Source organism: Clostridium sp. CM027 (assembly GCF_024730565.1).
In the GTDB taxonomy this organism is placed as follows: domain Bacteria; phylum Bacillota; class Clostridia; order Clostridiales; family Clostridiaceae; genus Clostridium_AD; species Clostridium_AD estertheticum_B.
Map to the genome: position 1 here is coordinate 3,637,708 of NZ_CP077725.1, position 24,800 is coordinate 3,662,507.

The window sequence follows — 24,800 nt, forward strand, 5'->3', positions numbered from 1 at the left end:
GCAAAATAATAAAATGCCCTATAGAATAGATAAAAGTCTATGCTGTAGGGCATTTTTATGAAAATAAAAGAGGTGGGTTAACAGATCTAATGGGGGAATAGATGTTAACCGTCTCTAATGTTTTCTCAGGTATTAGTAGGCAGTATCTATACATAAAATAATTCCTAAAAAGAATTACTTAGAATATTTTATTTGAGTAATGATTAAAGTGTTACAAATTTTTTAGATTTTTTATAAAAAAGGTTGTTAACTGCCACTAAGTTGGTATAAAATTTAACCGGACATAGTTATTTATTTTGAAAGGAAGGATAAGCATGAATTATGATGAATCTATAGCTTACATAAAAAATACAGCAAAGTTTGGTAGCAAACTTGGGCTTGAGAGAACTGAAAAAATATTAGAACTTTTAGGAAACCCGCATAAAAAATTAAAGTGTATACATATTGCAGGAACTAATGGGAAAGGTTCAACTACTGCTATGGTTACTACGATTTTGGTCGAAGCTGGATATAAAGTAGGCTCATATACTTCGCCATTTATTGAAGAGTTTGAAGAAAGAATGCAAATAAATAATAAAAACATCTCTAAAGGAGATTTAAGTGATGTTGTAACAGAGGTTTCTAAAGCGGTAGAAAAGGTAGTGGAACTAGGATATAGTAATCCAACAGAGTTTGAAATCATTACCTGCGCGGGTTTTTTATATTTTTATAAAAACAATATAGATTTTGCAGTGGTTGAAGTAGGGATAGGTGGAAGGCTTGACTCAACAAATGTAATTACACCTATTTTAAGTATTATTGCATCTATTAGTTTGGACCATACGCTAATACTCGGAGATACTATCGCTAAAATTGCTTGTGAAAAAGCAGGTATTATTAAAGAGGGGATTCCCGTAGTTATGTTTCCGCAACAAAAACAAAGCGAAGAAGTAATAGAAAGAATATGTAGAGAAAAAAAATGCAAATTAATAAAAGTATCACAGGATTCAGCGGTATATTTAGGGAAGGGAAATTTACAATATAGTGCAGTGGATTCAATGGAAGAAACAATGTGTGCTAGTAATAATGCTATAACTCAAAAATTGAAAGTGCAAACTTCAAATAATGATTATACTATTGATTTATCACTTTTAGGAAAACATCAATTACTAAACTGTTCTGTAGCGGTTCATGCTATAGAGGAGCTTATAGAGCAAGGCGCAATGATTAATAGAGATCATATAATAACAGGGCTTGGGAGTGTAGTGTGGCCAGCAAGGCTTGAGGTGATGCATAAAAAGCCTTTAGTAGTTATAGATGGTGCACACAATATAGATGGTATAGAAAAACTTACGCAGAGTATTGATATGTACTTTAACTACAAAAAAATCATATTAATTTTAGGAATCCTTGCGGATAAGCAAGTGGAAGAGATGATAAAAACTATAGTTCCAAAGGTGAGTAGAGTTATTACTGTTACCCCCCATAGCGATAGGGCAGAACTCTGCGAAGAATTAAAAATCCAAGTAGAAAAATATACTATGAGTTGCGAGGCAATTGAAGATTATGAGGATGCATATAAAAAAGCTTTGAGCTACTGCGATGAAGATGATTTACTGTTAGTGTCAGGTTCTTTATACATGGTGGGAGATATGAGAAAAATAATACGAAATGTTCACAGCTATTAATAGTATTAAATCATCTCCTGCGGAGCTGAAATGTCGTTAAAAATAAATTGACACATATTACTAGATAATATGTGTCTTTTTTTATTTGGTTAAGCTTTTGCAACTAATTCTTCCAGTGCCAAAGCTAATTGGTCTGGGCAAGAAGTGCTTTTACCACCACAGTTAATACCCTTAAGTTTTTTTATAACTTCGGAAACTTCCATACCTTTTACTAAGGTTGAAATTCCACTTAAATTTCCAGCGCATCCTCCTGTGAAAACAACATTTGTTATTTTATCGTCAACGACTTCAAAAGTTATTTTTTTTGAACAAACGCCTTTTGGATCATAACTATACATAATTTACTCCTCCGTCCTTTGTAATATTAATAATTACAATAGTTATTATATACTATTAAGTATCCTCATTTCAAGAATTTAATTTTAATGAAAACAATGTTAGCATATTAGCGCTATTTTCATATTATGGTTATGGGGAGGTGAGGGATTTGAGAAAGTTATATGTGTGTAGTACTTCAGCAGATTGCATATCAAAAGTTAACTTGGATTTGTTTATAGAAGAAGAAAAAATATATTTGGATAAAAAAAATCTCAAAAGAATTGGTCCTCATGGTATATATATATATAAAAACAAGATATTAACAGCTAATAGTTATGATAATAGTATTTCTATGGTTGATATTGATAATAATGAAACAGAAAGTTATTTTATAGGTATGCATTGTAATGATTTATCAGTTTATGATAATAGGGCATATGTTATTTGTGGAGATTCTGATGATATAATAGTTTTTGATTTAGACAAAAAAACAATTGTAGAAGTAATTCCATGTGGTAACTCACCACATAGTATTTATCTTTGTAAAAGAAAGAACCTTATTATAGTGGCAAATATGAATAGTGACAGCATAACAATAATAGATTGTGCTCAGAATACAAATATTAAAAATATTAGGGTGGGGGCATATCCTACTAAAGCTCTAATTACCCCGGATGGAAATTATATTTTAGTTTGCGAGAGCAATATAGGTATGGACAATAAGGGAAGTATAAGCATTATTTCATTAAAAAACTATAACGTATTATACAAGATACCTGTTGGTAATTCGCCTGTGGACATGTATTGTAATGAAAAATACTGTTATGTATCAAATTTTGGAGATGGCACGGTGAGTATATTAGACATAAATAATTACAAAGAGATAAAAAAAATTAAAATTGGGGGTATGCCTCGGGGAATACTCGAAGATGAAAAATATTTGTATGTAGGTGATAATTATAACAATTTGCTTATTAGAATTGATAAAATTACTGAAAATAAAAAAGCCATCTCTATTGGCGGAGAGCCCACAGGTATGGCACTTTTATAAAAATCAGCTTCTATAGAAGATTAAGATTAATCATCTATGAGAAGATTAATTATTTTAGCATAAAGTTCAGAAGGGTTTTTTCTCCATTTACTGCATAAATTTCGTGCTTGCTTGTTCGACGCAACACTAAGTTTAATATCTATAAGTGTAAAATTATCTTCTGAAGCGGTTAGGTTAACTAAATAATTATTATTGTTTTCTATTGTGTAATCAGCACTAACCGTGAGTGCTTTTTTGATGTTTTCAATATGAACTTTCAAATAGCTATCAATAAGTTGTATCTTGCTTTCAGAAATTCTTCCTTTAAATAAAGATAGAACATTGTCACCTTTTTGCGAAATGACTAATCTATGCTTACCTTTCTGATCAGTATGCTTAAGTAGGTTAGATGCAATAAGTTCAGTAATATATTGTTGCAAAGTAAAATAATTTATAAAATTATTCTCTAAAATAATTTGCGTTATTTGAATATTAGAAATAGGGAGCTTTATTTTATAAAATATATAAAGTAAAAGAAGCTTATTTTCAGCTAAGTCTAAAGCATCCTCAAACATATCTGTTCCTCCTTGTAGTCTGCTTAATATAAAACAATAATGAACGGTATCATTTCATGTAAAATTAACTATAAACATTATAACATAAAAAGCACCGAAATGAATCGGTGCTTTTAATTTTAATACTATATAATGGTTTATCTGAATTTTCAAAAGAAATAAACTTTATAAATTAAATTATACACATATATATTAACTTATAGAATATAAATTTAAAGTATAAATGTGCGAGGAGACGATAGGGGATATCTATTACTTTGGCACAAAGCGATTATAAGGAGGATATAAGAGGATATGAATATGAATTACATAAAAAAAAAATTAATAGTATTTTGTGCGATTTTCATTGTGATTTTATCAATTATAGGTGTTTATAACTTAAAAACTAAGGGTGCGTTTTTGGGTGAGCAACGTAAATTACCAATTTACTCCGTAGATACTAAAGAGAAAAAGGTTGCGATCTCTTTTGATGCAAACTGGGGCGATGATAGAACAGATGATATATTAAAAATATTAGATAAGTACAATGCTAAAGCAACGTTTTTTATAGTGGGAGCGTGGCTAGACCAGTATCCGGATAGGGTAAAGACGATGCATCAAAAAGGTCATGAAATAGGAAACCATTCCAATAAGCATCCTATAATGACTACAATATCCAAGGAGAGAATGAACAAAGAAATAACCACCACAGATGCTAAAATAATGGCTATAACAGGGAAAGAAACAACCCTTTTTAGATGCCCATCTGGAGAATATAATAATTTAGTAATTGAAACCGTAGAATCAACAAATCATTATTGTATTCAATGGGATGCAGATAGTATTGATTGGAAAGAGCAGGGGGCAGAAATTGAGTATAATAGAATAATTAAAAAGACTAAGCCGGGCTCCATACTTTTATTTCACAATAATGCAAAGTATACCCCTGAAAATTTAGAAAAAATTTTAAAACATTTTAAGGCTCAAGGCTATAAATTTGTAAAAATATCAGATCTTATATACAAAAAAAACTATTATATAAATGAATCAGGAAAACAAATACAAAAATAAAAATTAAATGTATTGAAATCCACGGTGTATTTGTATTATAATGGAAATACCAATTAGTTATAATTTTGGAAAAATAGATATAAACAAAATTCTCTTAATATTAGGTATATTACATTGAAAAACTGAATATTTATATTCTAAAGAAAGTTTATTAAAAAAAACTAAGGGAAAGAGGGATTATGATGGATAATGTTATGTTAAATAACAAGATTTATTTAGAAGGAAAGGTAGTATCTGAATTGAAATTCAGTCATGAAATGTATGGAGAAGGCTTTTATGTATTTGATTTTGAGGTTTGGAGACTTAGTGAAACAACAGATATTTTAACTATAACAATTTCTGAAAGATTAATTGCAGGTATGAATATTACAATAGGAAATGAGTTTATAGTTGAAGGTCAACTTAGATCTTACAATAAATTCGTTGACGGATCTAACCGATTAATATTAACGGTATTTGCTAGAGATATTAAAATTTGTGAAGAACACAGTAAGAATCCAAATCAAATATTTTTAGATGGATATATTTGCAAGAGTCCAGTGTATAGGACAACTCCGTTTGGGAGAGAGATTGCGGACATGCTTTTAGCAGTTAACAGATTGTATAATAAATCTGATTATATACCTACAATTGCTTGGGGACGAAATTCTAGGTTTTGTAAAAGTCTTGAAGTAGGAGATAATATAAGAATATGGGGAAGACTTCAGAGTAGAGAATATCAAAAGAAATTATCAGATGACGAAGTTATAAAGAAAGTGGCATATGAAGTCTCTATATCAAAGATGGAAAAGGTTGCTAAAGATGGTGGGGGCACTGTAGAAGCGGATATGATTGATGAAGAGCAGGACCTTGAAGCTCTAGACGTTATATAGTATAGATATGTAGAATGAATTTTCTTCTTTTAATGGGGTTGAAAAGAGCATATATTACGTAAAATACATTCGAACAAGCTTTAGTAATTCAAACTAATTTTATCGGAAGATACGTTAAGAACAGTACATGTTTGAGCGTTAGCGAGTTTGTACTGTTTAGTATCTTTCAATAAAATTAGTTTAGAATTACTTAGCAAAGTAAGATGAATTTGTAGTAATATATGCTCTTTTAATTTTTGTTATTTTCTTAAATCATCAAGTAGTTTAGTTTTTTCTTTAGTTCCACTATCCACATTTTTTATTATTTTTGCGGGTGTTCCAGCAACTACAACATTTTCAGGAACATCATTTACAACTACAGATCCTGCTGCCACTATAGAATTATTTCCGATTTTTACTCCTTCTAAAATTACAGCATTGGCTCCAATTAGTACATTGTCTCCAATTTCACAAGGACTTTTACTTGGAGGTTCTAACACTCCTGCGATTACTGCACCTGCACCTAAATGAACTCTTTTACCGAGTTTACCTCTGGCACCAACAACAGCGTTCATATCTACCATAGTTTCATCGCCAATTTCAGCACCTATGTTAATTATGGCACCCATCATTATAACGGCATTTTTACCTATGGTAACCTTGTCGCGTATAATTGCACCTGGTTCAATTCTTGCATCGATATTTTTTAAATCTATCAAAGGAATAGCGGAGTTTCGTCTGTCTTGTTCAAGTTTGGATTTTTTGATTCTGTCTTTATACTTTATTAGAAAATCTGATACCTCATTACTTTCTCCAAAAAGGATATAAAAGCTTCCGTTACCAAAACTTTCTATATTGCCAAATTCGCATTGTGATAAATCTCCATCAATATAGAGTTTAAGTGGAGTTGCCTTTTTAGCTTCTTTTATGTATCTTGCAATTTCATAAGGGTCGGTTAAATCATAGTTCATAGTTAATCTCCTTTCGTATTATAAGTATTAAGCCAAATTTTCATTTTTATGCATTTAATTTCGATTACACCATAAATATTAGCATTATCCTAGAACAATTTAAAAAATACTGATTTTTATTCTATTATATAGTAAAATACTTATAATGCAAATAATTGAAAGCACAAACACATTGAAAAGGATGATGTTATGAATAATTTATTTTCAAAAAATGTAAGCAATGTAGAGATTTCTGGAATTAGAAAATTTTTTAATAAGGTTCCACAAGTTGAAGGGGCGATTTCACTGACTCTTGGTCAACCTGATTTTCCAGTGCCTAAAAATATTAAGAAAGCCATGATCCAAGCTATTAATGAAAATAAAACTGAGTATACAACTAATGCAGGTATTCCGGAGCTACGACATGAGATTTCTAATTTTTTATGCGGCACAGGCATCAACTATTCAGCTGATGAAATAACTGTGACTGTTGGTGGAAGTGAGGCACTTCTATGCACATTTGCAGCATTTTTAAATGTTGGAGACAAAGTGCTGGTACCGACTCCAGCTTATCCAGCTTATGAGAGCTGTGTAAAGATTTTTGGAGCAGAAGTAGTTAATTATAAGCTTAACAGTGATTTTACTATTAATTTTGAAACATTAAATAAACTTATTAATGAAGAAAATCCTAAGATTTTAGTGATGTCACATCCGTCTAACCCTACTGGAGCAACATTAACATTATTCGAGCGAAATAAACTTTTTCAAATTCTAAAAGAAAAAAATATTTACATAATAAGTGATGAAATTTATAGCTCATTATGTTATGAAAAATACTATTCATTAGCTCAAATTGATGAATTAAGGAATAAAGTAATTTTGGTGGGTGGATTTTCTAAAATGTTTTCAATGACGGGACTTAGAGTTGGATATGTTTGTGCTAGCAAATATATCATGGATAATATAATGAAAGTACATCAGTATAATGTTTCTTGTGCAGCCTCAATATCTCAATGGGGTGCGTGCGAAGGATTACTTTCTAGCATGAATGATGTAAATAATATGAAAGTGGAGTTTGAGAGGCGAAAAGATTATGTATATAAAAGGTTGAAGCAAATGGGAATGGATACAACTATTCCTAAAGGGGCCTTTTATATATTTCCCTCTATAACAAAATTTTCTATGAGTAGCGAAGAGTTTTGCAACAGACTGTTGAATGAAGGCAAGGTCGCTGTTGTGCCTGGTTCGGCTTTTGGCACCGGAGGAGAAGGTTTCATAAGGATATCATATTCTTATAGTATGGAAGTGTTAAAAGAGGCTTTAGATAGAATGGAAAAGTGGATTAAATCATTACCTGAGTAATTTTTAAAAATATTGAACTAGAAAAGCAACCTATTTAAGTATTTAATACTTTGAAGGTTGCTTTTCTAGTTTAAAGGCTAAATCATCTCCTGCGGAGCTGTATTAACGACTTCAGAAGGAGATTTGTACTCCAACTGAAGTTTTTTATTTGTTAGGGCGCGTAACTCCAGCGTGTAGTAATGGGAGACTTTCCGTCTGAACTGTCGTTATATTGACATATTAACTACATCATCCATACTATATAGACCTTTTTCTTTTCCGTATATATATTCGCAAGCTTTAAGTGCACCTATTGCAAAAACATCTCTTGATATTGCAGTATGCTTAATTTCAATACATTCTCCTTTTCCTGCAAATATGACTTCATGATCACCTATAATACTTCCACCACGGATAGCATGAATCCCTATTTCATTAGGTTGTCTTTTACTTAAACCATCACGTCCTTTGACAAAGGTGGTTTCGTCATCTATAGAATCTTTAATTGTATTTGCAAGGAGTAAAGCGGTACCACTAGGGGAATCGACTTTTTGATTATGATGCTTTTCAATTATCTCAATGTCAAAATCCTTGTAAAGCATATTGCTTATGCTTTTAAGTATATTATTAACAACATTTATACCTATAGACATATTTGCAGAGTGGAATACTGGGATTTCGGTGCTGAGGGAACTAATTTTAGATAACTGTTCTTGCGTGTAACCAGTAGTGCAGAACACAATAGGGATATTTTTCTCTTTAGAATACTTACATAAGGAATCTAAAGCATCTGGCCTTGAAAAATCTAAAATCACATCTATATCATTTTCGCATTCAAGTATGCTATCATAGCATGTATAGCCTAAATTAAATGAATTTTTATCAACACCTGCAACAATTGAAATCGTTGTTGATGCTTTAGCCATTTCAGAAATAACTTTGCCCATCTTTCCATTGCAGCCATTTAGAAGCATTCTAATCATTTGATTTCCTCCTTTAAAGGGATATTATATGCTTTTAATTCTTTTTTTAGAATCTGTAAATTTATTTCATCCATTTCACATAGTGGTAGTCTTAAAGCCCCGACTTCCATTCCCATAAGATTCATAGCTGTTTTTACAGGGATAGGATTAGTTTCTATGAATATAGAGCCATTAAGAGGAAGATACTCCAATTGTATTTTTAGAGCTTTTGCATGCTCGCCTTTTAAATATAATTCACACATGTTATGAATCACTGTAGGAATTATATTTGAAAGAACAGATATAACTCCGATACCTCCTAAGGAAAGTATAGGTATAACTTGGTCGTCATTACCTGAATAGATATCTATTCTATCTCCGCAGAGTGCTTTAATCTGTGCTATCTGACTTATATCGCCGCTCGCTTCTTTAATTGCTACAATGTTTTGTACTTCGCATAATTTTAGAAGTGTGTTTGGAGTAATATTAAGACCTGTTCTCGAAGGAACGTTGTATATTATTATTGGTGAAGTTACACTATTTGCAATTGCTTTGAAATGCTCAACTAAGCCTTTTTGAGTAGTCTTGTTATAGTAAGGCGTAATTACAAGTAATCCGTCTACGCCTATTTTTTCTGCCCATCTACTCATACTTATTGCAGCGGCAGTATTGTTACTTCCTGTGCCCGCGATTACTGGAATTCTCTTATTAACTAGATCAACTACAAATTTTATAGTCTCTTTTCTTTCTTGCTCTGTCATAGTAGAAGCTTCACCTGTAGTACCACATACTACAATAGCATCTGTCATGCTTTTGATATGCCATTCTATTAATTCTTCGAGTTTTTTAAAATCTACGCCTCTTTCATTAAACGGAGTGACTATTGCAACACCAGAACCTTTAAAAATACTCATAAGATTACCTCCTAGTAGTTTATACTATATAGTTATTAATTTAGATCGCTTTTAGTGAAGCATTTCGTAATATTCTTCATAATGAATTAGGAAACACATAAATTATCACTAAAATATTTTTCTTCATTAGATTATATTATATAGCCCATATGTAAAAATATATATACTTTAAAAAAAAAAACTGAAAATCAGCAAGGTATAATTTAATGGGTATATTTATAAAACTGTAATTTAAATCATATTATGATTAAATAACGGGTAATATTTATTTTTTATTATGAATAAAAAAACCTCGAATTGTAAAAAATATAAGATATTACAATTATAATTAGGAGGTATATGATGGGTAAAACACCTTTGAAAAAAGTTATAAAAGCTAAGTTAAGAACAAATAAAGAGTTAACTAAAAACGAAATGCTAAGAGAATCGTTAAAATATGAAATAGCGGAAGAATTAGGATTAACAGAAAAGATAGATGTGGATGGTTGGAGTGGATTAACAGCAGAAGAAACAGGAAGAATTGGAGGCTTAATGACAAAAAGAAAGAAAGCCATAAATCTCCCTAAAAACAAAGATTTTTAAAGATATTAAGCAAATTAATTTGGACAATATTTGGTATATAGGTTAGTATATTATATACCATTATAGTATTAAGAGGAATATAAAGGAGAAATGTTAATATGAACTGTTACAAAGAGTTTGCTTGTATATATGATGAATTAATCAATTCTGATATTGATTATAAAACATGGGCTTCCAAAATATTATGTATTTGCAAAGAGCATCACTTAGATATGGAGAGTTATTTAGATTTAGCCTGTGGTACAGCAAATCTTACTATAGAAATTGCAAATGAGTTTAAGCATACCTGGGCAGTTGATTTATCTTGTGATATGTTAAGTCAAGCAGAGAAAAAGATGAGGGATGCTCGGGTAGGAGCAAAATTTGTATGCCAAGATATTTGTGAATTGAATTTAGATAATACTTTTAACCTTATAACTTGCGGATTAGATTCTAGCAACTATATATTAAAAAAAGAAAATTTTAAAAAGTATTTATTAGGCGCTTATGATTTATTAAAACAGGATGGGTTATTCATCTTTGATATTAACTCTTATTATAAACTTACCAATGTGCTTGGTAATAATATTTATAATTACGATAGTGATGATGTAGTGTATATTTGGGAAAATTATTTAGAAAATGATATAGTACAAATGAATTTAACTTTTTTTGTAAAAGAAGGACAAGTGTTCAGACGCTTTGATGAGCAACACTCTGAAAGGGCTTATAAAGAAGAATATGTAGAAAGTGTTATAAAAGAAATTGGGTTCGAAATAATTAAAAAGATGGATAACTATGAAGATAAAGTAGTAAGTAAAATCACAGAGCGAATATGTTACGTACTTAAGAAGTAAAAAACAAAAATAGTTTACAGGAGGCTAGTATATGGATAAATTGGTTAGAGCTACTGCAAAGGAAGGCCAGGTTAGAATAGTCGCAGCAATAACTACGGGTTTAGTAAATGAGGGAGTTTCTATGCATTTGTGTGCACCCACGGCAGCAGCTGCTTTTGGTAGGATGCTAACGGCTGGTGCTCTTATGGGAAGCATGTTAAAGTCGCAGCAAGATAGTTTAACACTTCAAATTGATGGCGGAGGAGAAGCGAGAGGCGTGGTAGTAACTGCACATGCTGATGTAAGTGTAAAAGGGTACATAGGAAACCCTAATGTAGATTTGCCTGCAAACAAACAGGGGAAACTTGATGTAAGTGCTGCCGTTGGTACGGATGGTTATTTAAGGATTATAAGAGATATGGGACTAAAGGAACCGTACATAGGTCAAGTGCCAATCTGTACAGGTGAAATTGGGGATGACTTAGCTTATTACTTTACTGTATCAGAGCAAACGCCGTCTGCTGTGGGACTCGGAGTTTTAGTTGACACGGATATGAGCATTAAAGCTTCAGGAGGTTTTATAATCCAAATGATGCCTGGTGCAGACGAATTTTTAGCTGATATAATAACGTATAGGCTTGAAGAAATTCCATCTATAACTGAATTAATAGCAAAAGGGATGAACATCGAAGAAATTTTGGAATTTATTTTTGAAGATATGGAACTTAAAATACATGAAGAGGTTAAGCCGACGTATAAATGTGATTGCTGCAGGGAAAGGGTTGAGAGGGCCTTAATAAGTATAGGTAAAAAGGATTTAGAAGAATTATATAATGATGGTAAAACCGAAGAACTTAAATGCCATTTTTGTAATGAAAATTATGAATTTAATCATGAAGAAATTGGGCAATTACTTAAAGAAGCTAATTCATAGATAAAAATGCAGCTTTGGATAAAGAGAATATAGTATATGTGGTATTGCTTTTTATAGAAAGCAATACACAAACTATATTCAATAGTAATATATGTTTCAAATCGTAGCAAAGTGGAGTAAATTCGATAAATAGGGAGTATAATTTAAATATACGTGAATATTCACCATATTTATGGTTGACAGCCGTAAGGAAATCTTATAATATAATAAAGTACTCACAAAGTACACATGGACGAGGAAGTTAACAGTAAAGTAAAAAAACAGTTAATACATAAAGTTGTTGACAAGTTTTATGAAATGATGTAAACTGTACTAGTCTGATAAAGATATGTGGGAGCATAGCTCAGCTGGGAGAGCATCTGCCTTACAAGCAGAGGGTCACAGGTTCGAACCCTGTTGTTCCCACCACATATGGCTCAATAGCTCAGTTGGTTAGAGTGCCGCCCTGTCACGGCGGAGGTCGAGGGTTCGAGTCCCTTTTGAGTCGCCATTTGAATTTAGTAAATTTGAAAATTATTAAGGCTGGATAGCTCAGTCGGTAGAGCAGAGGACTGAAAATCCTCGTGTCCCTGGTTCGATTCCTGGTCTAGCCACCAGTGTTGCGGAAGTGGCTCAGTGGTAGAGCGTCACCTTGCCAAGGTGAACGTCGCGAGTTCGAATCTCGTCTTCCGCTCCAACTATAATTATGAATAATGGCGCTATAGCCAAGCGGTAAGGTCAAGGTCTGCAAAACCTTTATTCCCCGGTTCAAATCCGGGTGGCGCCTCCAAAACAATAAAAAGTAGTCTAAATGCTGATATTTCAGCATTTAGACTACTTTTTTTATTTCAGTATATTTTGGATTCGTTAGACTCTAAAAATACTACCTCTATCGATTAGTTTTCCATTTCTCAAAAATACAGGTTCTACCTTATGCTTATTTAAAAAATTTAATACTTCTTTCCCATACAAATAATGATCTAAGTGACCATAAAAAGCTAAGACATTATCTTCGATAAGACCTGTTACGCCACCTATAAAACCGTAGTTAAGCCCGGGAAGGATAATATCACCAGGTGGAATTAATAAAATATCTATTTTTTCAATGCTTAAAGCCTTAGCGATAGAAACATCACTAGTTATGACTGCATGATCATTTACAATGCAAGTAGAACATTTTGTATAACCTTGCTTAACGTTTATTAATGTTCTTGTTTTTAATAGTGACAAAAGATTAGTATCAGTAAAATTAACTGAGTGAATAAAAAGATTGCCTAGGCTTAATGAATTGAGACATATGTCATAAGGGTATTTATCTTTTAAAGTTGAATTTGATTTATAAACTTTATAATTTAACAAAATTAAGCTCAGTATGAATTCATTATCCATGTCTTTATGAACTATAATATCTTTGCCTAAAATATGCATAAGCATATCAGGGTGACCACATACAGCCTCGTATAAAATGTTGCTAGGTGGGCAAATAAGCAAGTTATATCCTCTAGAAACTAAATATTCTTTTTCTTCATTATGAATTCTAAAATCAACAATAATATTTTTCATTACAATACTCCTATTTAATATTTATTTTCTTATGTTTATTTTATAACACAAAGCTATCACAAATTGCAATATGTCGATAATTGTTTAATCTATTTTGCATATACATTAATATTACACACATACTATCTTAGTGAGAAAGGAGTGTGCGAAATGCTTTTATTAACTATTGTATATAATAGGAGTATGGAATGTATTATTGATGAAATTAAAGACATTAAGAAGTGTTTTGAAGATAAAAAAAATTTTTCAGGTATATCGGAAAATATAATAGGGGATACTCACGTAGTAAAGTTTTTTTGTGATGATGACAACTTAAGCGATGCTAGTATCAAAACATTTAATTTGCATGTTGCAAACATGTTATATAAAATAGTTGTAATGGAATTTTGTAAAAAAGGACTCAAAAAATTTTTAGATGAATCTTATTTTTTTCTGCAATATGATGAAATAGAACAAATTAAACCTAGGATACAAGAATACTTGAGTAGTGAGGGCGAAATATCCGGACCTAATGGAGTATATTGTATGAATAGGAAAAATAGTATAATTGATAAGATAACTAAATGTATAGAAGAAAATAATGAAATTAATATAAGTGGATTTTTAACCTTTAGGACAAAAGAGCTAAAGGGAGATTTAGAGTGCATAGTGGATAAAGTTGTGGAAGAGTATATGGTAGAGAAAGAATATAATGAGTTTATAAAATTGCTTAAATACTTTGTTGATGTTCAGGATAGTAAGGTAGATGAGATTAATATTCTAATTGAAAAAAACGGAAATTATCGTTTAACAGATGAAGAAGGTAATGATTTAGTAGGAAATATGATGATGGAGTTACCGGATGTTAAATTTGATTCAAAAGAAAATCGAGAGGAACTTATTATTAGCACTATGATAACCAATGCTCCTAAAAAAGTAATTATACACTGTGTAGAGCATTGTAAAAATAAAGAACTAATACAAACGATAAACAAGGTTTTTGCAGATAGGGTCTATTATTGTGATAAATGTGTTAAATGTGAAGAGATAAAAAAAGAAACTCTTGTATGGTAGTAAGGCATATTGATATGTGAATAAAATAAATAAAAAAGTGTTGACAAACAAATACTTAGATAGTATACTTTGAATTGTTGTGAGTGAAAATATAAAAAATATTTTAATATAATAGAGTTATCTTTTACAAGAAGAAACAGCCGTTTCTCACCTAACAGTAATGCTAGTTAGGTTAATTAGTAATTTAAATTTGTTACTATTAGGGACGGCATTTTGTCGTCCTTTTAATTGTTTAAATATTATATTTTTATCTAAATACACTTAGGAGGTGAAAATTATTAGTAAAAACAAAGATTTCATGATGAATGAAGAAATCAGAGTTAGAGAAATAAGAGTTATTGGAGCTGATGGTTCTGCATTGGGTATCTTGAATACTAAAGATGCGTTGAATCTTGCGGAAGAGAAAGATTTAGATTTAGTTATGATGTCTCCTACCGCGAAACCTCCAGTATGTAGAATAATGGATTTTGGTAAGTTTATCTATGAGCAACAGAAAAAAGAAAAAGAAGCTAAAAAGAAACAAAAAGTTGTTAATCTTAAAGAAATACGATTAAGTGCAACAATAGAAGATCATGATATTGCAATTAAGGCTAGTAATGCTAAAAAATTCTTGTTAGATGAAGATAAGGTAAAGATAACCGTAAGATTTAGAGGTAGAGAAATTGAAAACTCAAAAGTCGGACATAAGATATTAAAATCTTTTGTAGAAAAAATCGGTGATGTTTATATTGTTGAAAAACCAGCGAGACAAGAGGGAAGAAATATGATAATGATTTTAGCTCCCAAAAAAGCATAACTGAGAGGAGGAATTTTATTATGCCTAAAATGAAAACACATAGAGGCGCAGCAAAAAGATTTAAGAAAACAGGAACAGGTAAGTTAAAAAGAGCTAAAGCTTTTACAAGTCATATATTAACAAAGAAAAGCCCGAAAAGAAAAAGAAACCTTAGAAAAACAGCATATGTTTCAACAACTCAAATAAAATCGATGAAGAAATTGTTACCATACTTATAATTGAATGGTGATTAGGAGGTATATTAAATGGCAAGAATTAAGCGAGCAGTTAACTCTCGTAAAAACCATAAAAAAGTATTAAAGCTTGCAAAAGGCTACTATGGTGGTAGAAGTAAGTTATTTAAAACAGCTAATGAAGCAGTAATGAGAGCACTTAGAAATGGTTATATCGGAAGAAAATTAAAGAAAAGAGATTTTAGAAAACTTTGGATAGCTAGAATCAATGCTGCTACAAGGTTAAATGACCTTTCATATTCAAGATTCATGAATGGAATGAAACTTTCAGGCATAGATATTAACAGAAAAATGCTTTCTGAAATTGCAATAAATGATCCAAAAGCTTTTGCTGAATTAGTAGAAGTTGCAAAAAAACAATTACAAGCATAAAAATTATTTATTCAAAAATGTAGCCATACGGCTGCATTTTTTATTGCATTTTTGACAAAAACATGTAAAGTGATATAATTAGTAAAACATCATAGTTGAAAATTTAGAGGTGAATAATTTGAAATTAGATATTAAAGATCTTAAAAAGAAAAGCATATATACTCCTGTTCGGATACTTGCATTAGGGTTTGCTATAGTCATAGTCATAGGGGCTATACTATTAAGCCTACCTATAGCTTCGCAAAGTGGTAAAATTACGCCTTTCATAGATTGTATATTTACCTCTACATCTGCTGTGTGTGTTACGGGACTTATAGTACTAGACACGGGAACATATTGGACATATTTTGGCAAAACAGTGATCATGTTACTTATAGAAATAGGTGGACTTGGATTTATGTCTGTAGCTACTTTAGTTTTTTTAATTTTAGGGAAAAGAATAACATTAAAGGAAAGACTAGTGATGCAGGAAGCTATGAATGTAAACTCATTACAAGGGTTAGTGAAAATGGTCAGATATGTATTGATATTTACAATTTATGTTCAGATAACAGGTGCGGTGTTATTCTCAACACAATTTATTCCTGAATTTGGAATTGCCAAAGGGATTTATTATAGCGTGTTCCATTCGGTGTCTGCGTTCTGCAATGCTGGGTTTGATTTGATTGGAAACTTTAATAGTGTCACTGCTTATGCTAGTAATTCTGTAGTAATATTAACAATTGCAGCATTAATAATAATAGGTGGGTTAGGATTTTATGTTTGGGTAGAAATTTATAATTGCAAGGGAACAAAAAGATTGTCCCTCCATGCTAGAATAGTTATTTACTCGACGATAGCATTGGTTGTTTTAGGGGCAATACTTATGTATATTTTTGAGATGAATAATGCTGACACTATGCAAGGAATGTCTATTAAGGGCAAATTTTTATCTTCCGTTTTTGCATCAGTTTCCCCAAGAACAGCAGGGTTTAATTCTATACCACTCGGTAAAATGACCACGGCGGGAAAGTTTTTAACAATAATTTTAATGTTTATTGGAGGATCGCCTGGATCAACGGCGGGTGGAATAAAAACGACTACTGCCATTGTGATTTTTATGACTATAGTGTCTGTGGTTCGTGGAAGAGAAGATACTGAAATATTTCAAAAGCGCATAAGCAAAGAATTTGTGTATAAAGCGTTTGCAGTATCACTTATTTCCCTAACAATTGTTATATCAGTTACCATGATATTATCTATTACACAGAGCCCGAATATTCCTTTTGAATACTTTTTGTATGAGGCTACTTCAGCATTTGCTACAGTTGGATTAACACTCGGATTAACTACAAAATTAACATTTGTAGGAAAGGTAATAATCTTACTTACCATGTATGCAGGGAGAGTGGGACCACTTACTATAATACTAGCATTAGCTAAAAATAAAAAAAGTAAATCGGGAAATATAAAATACCCAGAAGGCAAAATTTTAATTGGATAGGGGTGGGGTTAATGAGTAAAAAACAGTTTATCGTTATAGGTCTCGGAAGATTTGGAGAATCCGTTGCTGAAACATTATATTCTTTGGGAAATGATGTATTAGCAGTTGATTTTGATGAAGATGTAGTTCAAAATATTTCGGATAATGTAACTCATGCAGTTCAAGCTGATGCGAATGATGAAAATAGCTTAAGGGCTCTTGGAATTCGTAATTTTGATTGTGCAGTCATTAGTATAGGTTCTAATATCCAATCTAGCATTTTGGCAACACTCTTAGTTAAAGAATTAGGAGTAAAATATGTGATAACAAAAGCGACTAATGCCCTGCATGCTAAAGTATTATATAAAATAGGGGCAGACAGAGTAGTTTTTCCAGAAAGAGATATGGGTGTACGCGTTGCTCATAATTTAGTATCATCAAATATATTAGATTATATTGAATTATCTCCTGATTATAGTATAGCTGAAGTTATTAGTCCTGAAGAATGGCATAATAAAACCCTGGGAGAATTAAATATAAGAGCTCAATATGGTATAAATGTAATGGCTATAAAAAGAAACAATGATATTGATGTTGCTCCAGCAGCTGATAATATTGTTGAACCAGGTGATATTATTGTTGCAATAGGTAATATTGAAGAATTAAATAAGTTGGAAAATCTAGTTAAATAAGGAGCATTCAGTTTGGAACATATTCAAAGTAAGGATAATTTATTGATTAAAGATATCAAAAAGTTAAAAGAAAAGAAATATAGGAAAGACAGTAATATGTTTTTAGTTGAAGGTTTCAGATTTGTAGAAGAAGCTTTGGATTCTGATTTTGAAGTGGTGCACATTTTTATAAGTGCTAGAGGAGATTCAAAATATGAAAACTCTTGTATGAAAAACAAGCTACAGAAGAATACTAAAGTTTATAGTGTTAGTGACAGTTTATTTAAAAGTATTTGCGATACGGATAATCCGCAAGGTATTATTGCTACAGTTAGAAATAAACCGGTAGAGATTAAATATGATCATGGCTTCTATATGTTAGCTGATAAAATACAAGATCCAGGTAATATGGGAACTATAATTAGAACAGCTCATGCGGCGGGAGCACTAGGAGTTATAATTACAAAAGGAACTGTAGATATCTATAATGAAAAAACTTTAAGATCCACAATGGGTTCTATTTTTAAAATACCCGTTATTTGCGATAGTGATCTATCGGTGGTGCAAAAGCTTAGGAGCGCTGGATTTAAGCTAGTTACTAGTTCATTGGATACTGATAAAAACTTCTATAATGTAGACCTTAGAGAGAAAGTTATTATATCAGTTGGAAATGAAGGAAATGGAATAAGCGCCGAAGTTTATGAGATATGTGATTTGAAAATTAAAATTCCCATGCCTGGTGGTGCAGAATCTTTAAATGCAGCTGTAGCTGCATCAATTATGATGTATGAAGTCGTAAGACAGAAAAATAATATATGATTTTTAAATTCATAGTTGAATTTTTTTGTAGTTGTGGTTATAATATTTTGTATACTACCATAAATTAATAATAAACTGTGACGGAGAAAGTAAATATAAAGATACTTACAGGGATAAGAAGCCTTAGACTGAGAGCTTCATTAAGAAATTTTTATATCCAAGTTCACTCCAGAGTTCTAATGGTGAAAAAAAGTAGCCGATAGCGGGTAAAACCGATAAATTTATCTAAGAGGACTGTTTTTAGTCAATTAGGGTGGTAACGCGGATTTTCCGTCCCTTTATTGGGGATGGTTTTTTTTGTTTTATAAAGAATTATCAAAATATGAGAGGAGCATTCATTATGAAAGAAAAGTTAGAAACGATAAAAGCTGCAGTTTTAGAAGAATTAAAAGGAGCTGCTATTAAAACAGAATTAGAAAATATCAGAGTTAAATATTTGGGCAAAAAAGGTGAATTGACGCAAATATTAAGAGGCATGGGACAGTTATCAAATGAAGAAAGACCAATTGTTGGAAAATTAGCAAATAAAGTAAGAGAGGATATAGAGACACTTATAGATAAAGCCTCAGATACATTAAAAAACAATGAAAAAGAAATGAAGCTAAAAAGTGAAGTTATAGATATATCTATGCCAGGGAAAAAACAAACAGTAGGTAAAAGACATCCGTTAGAGTTAACACTTGAAAAAGTTAATGAAATATTTTTATCTATGGGATTTGTTATTGAAGAGGGCCCTGAGGTAGAAAGAGATTATTATAACTTTGAGGCATTAAACATACCTAAAAATCATCCGGCAAGAGGTGAACAAGATACTTTTTACATAAATGATAATATAGTTTTAAGAACCCAAACTTCACCAATACAAATAAGAACTATGGAGCTTCAGAAACCGCCTATAAAAATGATAGCGCCAGGTAAAGTTTATAGATCCGATGCAGCAGATGCTACTCATTCACCAATATTTTATCAAATTGAAGGGCTTATAGTAGATAAGGGAATTACCTTTGCTGATTTAAAAGGGACGCTAGAATTATTTACGCAAAAAATGTTCGGGGACGAAATGGAAACAAAGTTTAGACCACATCATTTTCCTTTTACAGAGCCATCAGCTGAGATGGATGCCACTTGCTTTGTGTGCAATGGTAAAGGGTGCAAGGTTTGCGGCGGTAGCGGCTGGATAGAACTTTTAGGTTGTGGCATGGTTCATCCGGACGTTTTAAGAAATTGTGGGATTGATCCAGAAGTTTATAGCGGATTTGCTTTCGGGTTTGGCCTTGATAGAATTACAATGTTAAAATACGGAATAGACGATATTAGAGCACTTTATGAAAGTGATATGAGATTTTTAAAACAATTCTAAAATATAAATAATAATGCAGCTTCGCAGAAGATGATTTAATACTATACAAATTGTAGGAGGATATAAAATGAAAGTTCCAGTTAAATGGCTTAAAGATTATGTAGATATAGATATTTCACCAAAGGTGCTTGGAGATAAGTTAACCATGTCTGGTTCGAAAGTAGAAGAGGTTATTATATCAGGTGCTGAAATTGAGAAGGTTGTTACAGGGAAAATAATAAAAATAGAAAAACATCCGGATGCTGAGAAATTAGTTATATGTCAAGTAAATATAGGATTAGACGAGCCGACACAAATCGTTACAGCAGCTACTAATATGAAAGAACAGGATATAGTACCAGTAGCACTTCACGGATCAACGTTACATGGAGGACTAAAAATAAAAAAAGGTAAACTCCGTGGAATAGTTTCAAATGGTATGTTCTGCTCTGAGGAAGAACTTGGAATTGCAGTTGATGAACCAGTTGATGGACTAATGATACTTCCAAGCGATACCATCATTGGAAAAGACATAAAAGAAGTATTAAATCTTCAAAGTGTACTAATAGATTTTGAAATAACTTCAAACAGAGCAGATTGCTTAAGTATTCTAGGAATAGCTAGAGAAACGGCTGCAACTTTAGGCACGCAGTATAGAAAACCAGCACTTGATTATAAAGCTACCTGCAAGGATAATGTGGAAGACCTTTATAAGGTTCATATTAATGATGAACTTTGCAGAAGATATATGTTAAAGGGTATAAAAAATGTAAAAATTGAGCCTTCTCCACAATGGATGCAGGAAAGACTTATAGAAGCAGAAATTAGACCTATAAATAATATAGTGGATATCACAAACTTCGTTATGGTAGAGCTTGGTCAACCTATGCATGCATTTGATGCTAGGCAAATTACGACTAATGATATAGTGATAGAAAGAGCGGGTAACGGAGAAAAATTTATTACCTTGGATGAGATAGAAAGAGATTTAGATGAAAGCATTTTAACTATTAAAGATGGAGATAGAACAATAGCAATTGCAGGCATTATGGGAGGCTTAAATTCAGAAATTAAAGAAGACAGCACAAGCATAATATTTGAGAGTGCAAACTTTAATGGGGTTAATATAAGACTCGCTTCTAAGAAATTATCTTTAAGAACCGATGCATCTTCTAAATTTGAAAAAGATTTAGATCCTAATATGGCTGAAATGGCAATGGATAGAGCTTGTCATTTAATAGAAGAATTAGGTGCGGGTGAAATAATGGACGGATGCACTGAGGTATATCCGAGTAAAGTTAAATCTCATACTTTAGAAGTAGATGCAAATTGGATTAATAAATTTTTAGGAACTAATATATCTATGCCCAATATGAAAATATACCTTGATAGATTAGAACTTGCTACAGAAATAACAGGGGATTTTTTAGTTATACATGTGCCTACGTTTAGGTCTGATATTAACATTAGAGAAGACGTCGCAGAGGAAATAGCTAGAATGTATGGTTATGATAACATACCATCTACTATTCCTAATTGTGAAACTTCAAAAAGTGGGAAAAGTGAAAAGCAAAAGTTAGAAGATAAAGTAGTGCTTTCTTTAATTGGCAGTGCACTTAATCAATCCATAAGTTATTCTTTTGTAAGTCCTAAAATATTTAATAAAATATTAGTTCCAGAAGATAGTGAGTTAAGAAAAGTAGTTACTATAAAAAATCCTTTAGGAGAAGATTATAGTATAATGAGAACTACAACTATAGCATCTATGATGGAATGTTTATCAAGGAATTATTCAAGGAATAATGAAGAAGCTAGGTTATTCGAAATAGGTAAGGTGTATATACCAAATGAAGATGCAGATAAGCTTCCAGAGGAAAGAAATATATTAACTATAGGAATGTATGGAAATGCTGATTATTTGGATTTAAAAGGTGTAGTGGAAAATGTATTAGATATTTTGGGAATGAAAAATACATCATTTAAAAGAGAAAGTGAAAATCCAACTTATCACCCAGGAAAAACATCAAACCTATATGTAAAGAGAGAATTTATAGGTGTGGTTGGAGAAATTCATCCGAGTGTTTCGGAGAACTATGAAGTGCAGCCAAGATGTTATATAGCAGAATTAAACTTAGATATATTATATAAATATGCTGACTTAAATAAGAAATACAAAGCACTTCCAAAGTTTCCAGCTGTAACAAGGGATATTGCACTTATAGTTGATGAGAGGGTTCTAGTTCAAGACATTGATGATATAATTGTAAAGCAAGGTGGAAATATTTTAGAAAGTGTAAAATTATTTGACGTGTATAAGGGGAAACAAATAGCAGAAGGAAAGAAAAGTATAGCCTATGCTATAGTATATAGACGCTCGGACAAGACATTAACAGATGAAGAAGTAAACAAGGTGCATGAAAAGATATTAAGATCTCTAGAGCATAAATTAGGTGCGCAGCTTAGATAATGAAAGTAAACTAAAACTCCCTTAGTAATAAGGGGGTTTTATCATTGTGCGCCCGGCATGGGCGCAATCTAATGGGTGAAAGTCCCTAGCACGGGTTAATAGTGCCAAGTGCATAGCTTAAGACAAGGGTGTCCATCGTGAGATGGAATCTGAAGGAAGTTGGCGGCCAAACTCCGGTCTGACGAACAGAAACTACATATAAGGCATATGCTTGTGGGTAAGTTTGCAATACAAAACGAAGCCCAAAACTATTCGAAACAAGTGGTGTAAATGTAGCAGATAGATGGAGTGAAAGATTGCGTTCTTACCCGGGGAGATCTGATAGGTAAGTTGTGGATATGAATTTAGAAATAACAACCCATACAGTGATGTATGGCTGAACTATCAGAAGTCAGCAGACGTCATAGTACCATGCAAAACGCGTTAGCGTGGGAAGGACTGAACAATAGGAGGTTTTGGAATTTTGAAGGATACGAGAAAATATGATAAAAGCAGACAACTTCATAAAGAAGGCTCTCTACGAGAGAATAGAGTGGAACTCGAAGGTAATGTAGAAGTGCATAGTATTTCCTCTATGTCAGAAGAAGGAAGAAACGATGTGAATGAATATGATAATGGTTTACTCGAGCAGATATTATCGAGAGATAATATGAATAAAGCATATAAAAGAGTAAAAGCCAATAAAGGAAGTCATGGGATTGATGGTTTGACAGTAGATGAACTTCTACATTATCTAAAAGAGCATGGACAAGAATTAAGGCAATCATTATTAGAAAGTAGATATAGACCTCTAGCCGTAAGAAGGGTAGAAATACCAAAACCTGACGGTGGAATTAGGCTACTTGGAATACCTACTGTATTAGATAGAGTTATTCAACAAGCGATATCACAAACTCTAATACCAGTATATGAAAAGAAATTTTCTGATAATAGTTACGGTTTTAGACCTTTAAGAAGTGGAAAACAAGCTGTTGAAAAATGTAGGGGATATATTAATGCTGGACATACATGGACGGTGAATATAGACCTTTCTAAATACTTTGATACGATAAATCATGATAAATTAATAAGGATACTATCGGAAGATATTAAAGATAGTAGAGTAATTTCTCTGATACGAAAGTATCTACAAAGTGGAGTGATGATAAATGGGGTATTTATGAATACAGAAGAAGGAGCACCTCAAGGCGGGCCTTTGTCCCCATTATTAAGTAACGTAATGTTACATGAACTCGATGTAGAACTAACAAAACGAGGACTAAACTTTTGTAGATATGCTGATGATGCGAATATATACGTCAAAAGTGAGAAATCAGCAAATAGAGTAATGAAGAGTATTACGAGATTTATTGAGGAAAAGTTAAAGCTTAGAGTGAATAAAGAAAAGAGTACAGTAGATAGACCTTGGAAACTTAAATTTTTAGGATTTTCATTTTACCGGGCAAAAGGTGAATACAGAATGAGAGTTCCTCAAAAACCTATAATCAAATTCAAAGCAAAGCTAAAAGAATTAACTTCAAGAAGTAATGCGATGAGCATGAAATATAGGTTTATGAAACTTAAGCAAGTGATAGTTGGATGGATAAATTATTTTGCTATTGCAGACATTAAAAGTATTCTTAAAACACTTGATGAATGGTTAAGGCGAAGAATTAGAATGTGTTTTTGGAAACAATGGAAAAAGATTAAAACAAAATATGGGAACCTTGTTAAATTAGGAATACCAAACAATAAAGCTTTGCAATATGCAAATACAAGGAAAGGCTATTGGAGAACATCCAATAGCCCTATATTAAACAAAACATTGACCAATAAATACCTTAAAAATATAGGATTAGTTTCTATATCTGAGACATATTTATTAAAACATTAATTTCTATTGAACCGCCGTGTACCGAACGGTATGCACGGTGGTGTGAGAGGTCGCTAAATAAATTAATTATTTAGCTCCTACTCGATTCATGCAATCTCAAAAAACAAATGAATATTGTATTAATTGTATGCATAATTTGAAAAAATTGGTTTTATTAAAAGTTATATTGTGGTACAATAAGTTT

Annotated in this window: 24 protein-coding genes, 5 tRNA genes and 2 other annotated features; of the genes, 23 read left to right on the forward strand and 6 right to left on the reverse strand. The window is 31.8% G+C overall.

Annotated features, from left to right (window positions below):
- Positions 1–314 precede the first annotated feature (314 nt).
- Complete coding sequence (locus tag KTC92_RS17310; RefSeq protein WP_220287404.1) at positions 315–1,667, forward strand: folylpolyglutamate synthase/dihydrofolate synthase family protein; 1,353 nt, start codon at positions 315–317, stop codon at positions 1,665–1,667.
- A gap of 89 nt (positions 1,668–1,756) precedes the next feature.
- Here the strand turns inward: KTC92_RS17310 and KTC92_RS17315 are convergent, their stop codons facing one another.
- Positions 1,757–2,005, reverse strand: a complete 249-nt coding sequence (locus KTC92_RS17315; protein ID WP_216303280.1) for a TIGR03905 family TSCPD domain-containing protein — start codon at positions 2,003–2,005, stop codon at positions 1,757–1,759.
- A gap of 149 nt (positions 2,006–2,154) precedes the next feature.
- On the opposite strand from KTC92_RS17315, the gene KTC92_RS17320 reads away from it, so the two are divergent.
- Positions 2,155–3,036 (forward strand): YncE family protein, encoded by an 882-nt coding sequence (locus KTC92_RS17320; protein ID WP_220287406.1) that lies wholly within the window; start codon positions 2,155–2,157, stop codon positions 3,034–3,036.
- A 26-nt stretch (positions 3,037–3,062) separates the two neighbouring features.
- On the opposite strand, the gene KTC92_RS17325 is transcribed toward KTC92_RS17320, so the two are convergent.
- Positions 3,063–3,590 (reverse strand): DUF4364 family protein, encoded by a 528-nt coding sequence (locus KTC92_RS17325; RefSeq protein ID WP_216303278.1) that lies wholly within the window; start codon positions 3,588–3,590, stop codon positions 3,063–3,065.
- A 300-nt stretch (positions 3,591–3,890) separates the two neighbouring features.
- Between KTC92_RS17325 and pdaB the strand changes: the two genes are divergently transcribed.
- Both pdaB and KTC92_RS17335 read left to right on the forward strand, forming a co-directional pair.
- Positions 3,891–4,640 (forward strand): polysaccharide deacetylase family sporulation protein PdaB, encoded by a 750-nt coding sequence (gene pdaB / locus KTC92_RS17330; protein ID WP_309137234.1) that lies wholly within the window; start codon positions 3,891–3,893, stop codon positions 4,638–4,640.
- Positions 4,641–4,822: 182 nt separating this feature from the next.
- Positions 4,823–5,512, forward strand: a complete 690-nt coding sequence (locus KTC92_RS17335) for a single-stranded DNA-binding protein (protein ID WP_220287410.1) — start codon at positions 4,823–4,825, stop codon at positions 5,510–5,512.
- A 239-nt stretch (positions 5,513–5,751) separates the two neighbouring features.
- On the opposite strand, the gene dapD is transcribed toward KTC92_RS17335, so the two are convergent.
- Entirely contained in the window at positions 5,752–6,462 is a 711-nt protein-coding gene (gene dapD / locus KTC92_RS17340; RefSeq protein ID WP_216303276.1) for a 2,3,4,5-tetrahydropyridine-2,6-dicarboxylate N-acetyltransferase, read from the reverse strand.
- A 189-nt stretch (positions 6,463–6,651) separates the two neighbouring features.
- Between dapD and KTC92_RS17345 the strand changes: the two genes are divergently transcribed.
- A complete protein-coding gene (locus KTC92_RS17345; protein WP_216303275.1) occupies positions 6,652–7,803 on the forward strand; it encodes a pyridoxal phosphate-dependent aminotransferase in 1,152 nt (383 codons plus the stop codon).
- Between the two features lie 206 nt (positions 7,804–8,009).
- Here KTC92_RS17345 and dapB read toward each other — a convergent pair whose 3' ends face one another.
- Positions 8,010–8,765, reverse strand: coding sequence for a 4-hydroxy-tetrahydrodipicolinate reductase (gene dapB / locus KTC92_RS17350; protein WP_220287413.1), 756 nt, complete (start codon positions 8,763–8,765; stop codon positions 8,010–8,012).
- Positions 8,762–9,658 (reverse strand): 4-hydroxy-tetrahydrodipicolinate synthase, encoded by an 897-nt coding sequence (gene dapA / locus KTC92_RS17355; RefSeq protein WP_220287415.1) that lies wholly within the window; start codon positions 9,656–9,658, stop codon positions 8,762–8,764. Before dapA ends, dapB begins: the two co-directional genes overlap by 4 nt.
- 342 nt (positions 9,659–10,000) lie before the next feature.
- Here dapA and KTC92_RS17360 point away from each other — a divergent pair, with 342 nt between their 5' ends.
- The 8 genes from KTC92_RS17360 (at position 10,001) to KTC92_RS17395 (ending at position 12,758) form a co-directional block, all read left to right on the forward strand.
- Positions 10,001–10,240: a small, acid-soluble spore protein, alpha/beta type gene (locus KTC92_RS17360; protein WP_165414222.1), complete on the forward strand. Its 240-nt coding sequence runs from the start codon at positions 10,001–10,003 to the stop codon at positions 10,238–10,240.
- Between the two features lie 98 nt (positions 10,241–10,338).
- A complete protein-coding gene (locus KTC92_RS17365) occupies positions 10,339–11,076 on the forward strand; it encodes a class I SAM-dependent methyltransferase (protein ID WP_220287417.1) in 738 nt (245 codons plus the stop codon).
- Positions 11,077–11,107: 31 nt separating this feature from the next.
- A complete protein-coding gene (gene hslO / locus KTC92_RS17370; protein ID WP_216303271.1) occupies positions 11,108–11,989 on the forward strand; it encodes an Hsp33 family molecular chaperone HslO in 882 nt (293 codons plus the stop codon).
- 332 nt (positions 11,990–12,321) lie between these two features.
- Positions 12,322–12,397, forward strand: a tRNA-Val gene (locus tag KTC92_RS17375).
- 5 nt (positions 12,398–12,402) lie between these two features.
- A tRNA-Asp gene (locus KTC92_RS17380) sits at positions 12,403–12,479 on the forward strand.
- Positions 12,480–12,509: 30 nt separating this feature from the next.
- Positions 12,510–12,585, forward strand: a tRNA-Phe gene (locus KTC92_RS17385).
- A gap of 5 nt (positions 12,586–12,590) precedes the next feature.
- Positions 12,591–12,665: transfer RNA gene (locus KTC92_RS17390), tRNA-Gly, on the forward strand.
- Between the two features lie 18 nt (positions 12,666–12,683).
- Positions 12,684–12,758: transfer RNA gene (locus KTC92_RS17395), tRNA-Cys, on the forward strand.
- Between the two features lie 77 nt (positions 12,759–12,835).
- Here KTC92_RS17395 and KTC92_RS17400 read toward each other — a convergent pair.
- A complete protein-coding gene (locus KTC92_RS17400; RefSeq protein WP_220287419.1) occupies positions 12,836–13,531 on the reverse strand; it encodes a DUF6873 family GME fold protein in 696 nt (231 codons plus the stop codon).
- Between the two features lie 150 nt (positions 13,532–13,681).
- On the opposite strand from KTC92_RS17400, the gene ytxC reads away from it, so the two are divergent.
- The 10 genes from ytxC to ltrA all read left to right on the forward strand — a co-directional run bounded on the left by ytxC (position 13,682) and on the right by ltrA (position 24,616).
- Positions 13,682–14,584 carry a putative sporulation protein YtxC gene (gene ytxC, locus KTC92_RS17405; protein WP_216303269.1) on the forward strand — a complete coding sequence of 301 codons (903 nt, stop codon included), beginning with the start codon at positions 13,682–13,684 and terminating at the stop codon, positions 14,582–14,584.
- Positions 14,585–14,706: 122 nt separating this feature from the next.
- Positions 14,707–14,818, forward strand: a sequence feature (ribosomal protein L20 leader region).
- A 34-nt stretch (positions 14,819–14,852) separates the two neighbouring features.
- A complete protein-coding gene (infC, locus tag KTC92_RS17410) occupies positions 14,853–15,380 on the forward strand; it encodes a translation initiation factor IF-3 (protein WP_165414227.1) in 528 nt (175 codons plus the stop codon).
- 20 nt (positions 15,381–15,400) lie between these two features.
- Positions 15,401–15,598, forward strand: a complete 198-nt coding sequence (gene rpmI, locus KTC92_RS17415) for a 50S ribosomal protein L35 (RefSeq protein WP_165414228.1) — start codon at positions 15,401–15,403, stop codon at positions 15,596–15,598.
- A gap of 27 nt (positions 15,599–15,625) precedes the next feature.
- Positions 15,626–15,985 carry a 50S ribosomal protein L20 gene (rplT, locus tag KTC92_RS17420; protein WP_165414229.1) on the forward strand — a complete coding sequence of 120 codons (360 nt, stop codon included), beginning with the start codon at positions 15,626–15,628 and terminating at the stop codon, positions 15,983–15,985.
- Between the two features lie 118 nt (positions 15,986–16,103).
- Positions 16,104–17,468 (forward strand): TrkH family potassium uptake protein, encoded by a 1,365-nt coding sequence (locus tag KTC92_RS17425; protein WP_216303268.1) that lies wholly within the window; start codon positions 16,104–16,106, stop codon positions 17,466–17,468.
- Positions 17,469–17,479: 11 nt separating this feature from the next.
- Positions 17,480–18,139 (forward strand): TrkA family potassium uptake protein, encoded by a 660-nt coding sequence (locus KTC92_RS17430; RefSeq protein WP_165414231.1) that lies wholly within the window; start codon positions 17,480–17,482, stop codon positions 18,137–18,139.
- A gap of 12 nt (positions 18,140–18,151) precedes the next feature.
- Positions 18,152–18,937, forward strand: coding sequence for an RNA methyltransferase (locus KTC92_RS17435; protein WP_216303267.1), 786 nt, complete (start codon positions 18,152–18,154; stop codon positions 18,935–18,937).
- A 68-nt stretch (positions 18,938–19,005) separates the two neighbouring features.
- Positions 19,006–19,218: a binding site (T-box leader), on the forward strand.
- A 59-nt stretch (positions 19,219–19,277) separates the two neighbouring features.
- Positions 19,278–20,297 carry a phenylalanine--tRNA ligase subunit alpha gene (pheS, locus tag KTC92_RS17440; protein WP_165414233.1) on the forward strand — a complete coding sequence of 340 codons (1,020 nt, stop codon included), beginning with the start codon at positions 19,278–19,280 and terminating at the stop codon, positions 20,295–20,297.
- Between the two features lie 67 nt (positions 20,298–20,364).
- A complete protein-coding gene (gene pheT, locus KTC92_RS17445; RefSeq protein WP_220287420.1) occupies positions 20,365–22,743 on the forward strand; it encodes a phenylalanine--tRNA ligase subunit beta in 2,379 nt (792 codons plus the stop codon).
- A gap of 463 nt (positions 22,744–23,206) precedes the next feature.
- On the forward strand, positions 23,207–24,616 hold the full coding sequence (ltrA, locus tag KTC92_RS17450) for a group II intron reverse transcriptase/maturase (RefSeq protein ID WP_258280593.1): 1,410 nt from the start codon (positions 23,207–23,209) through the stop codon (positions 24,614–24,616).
- Positions 24,617–24,800 lie beyond the last annotated feature (184 nt).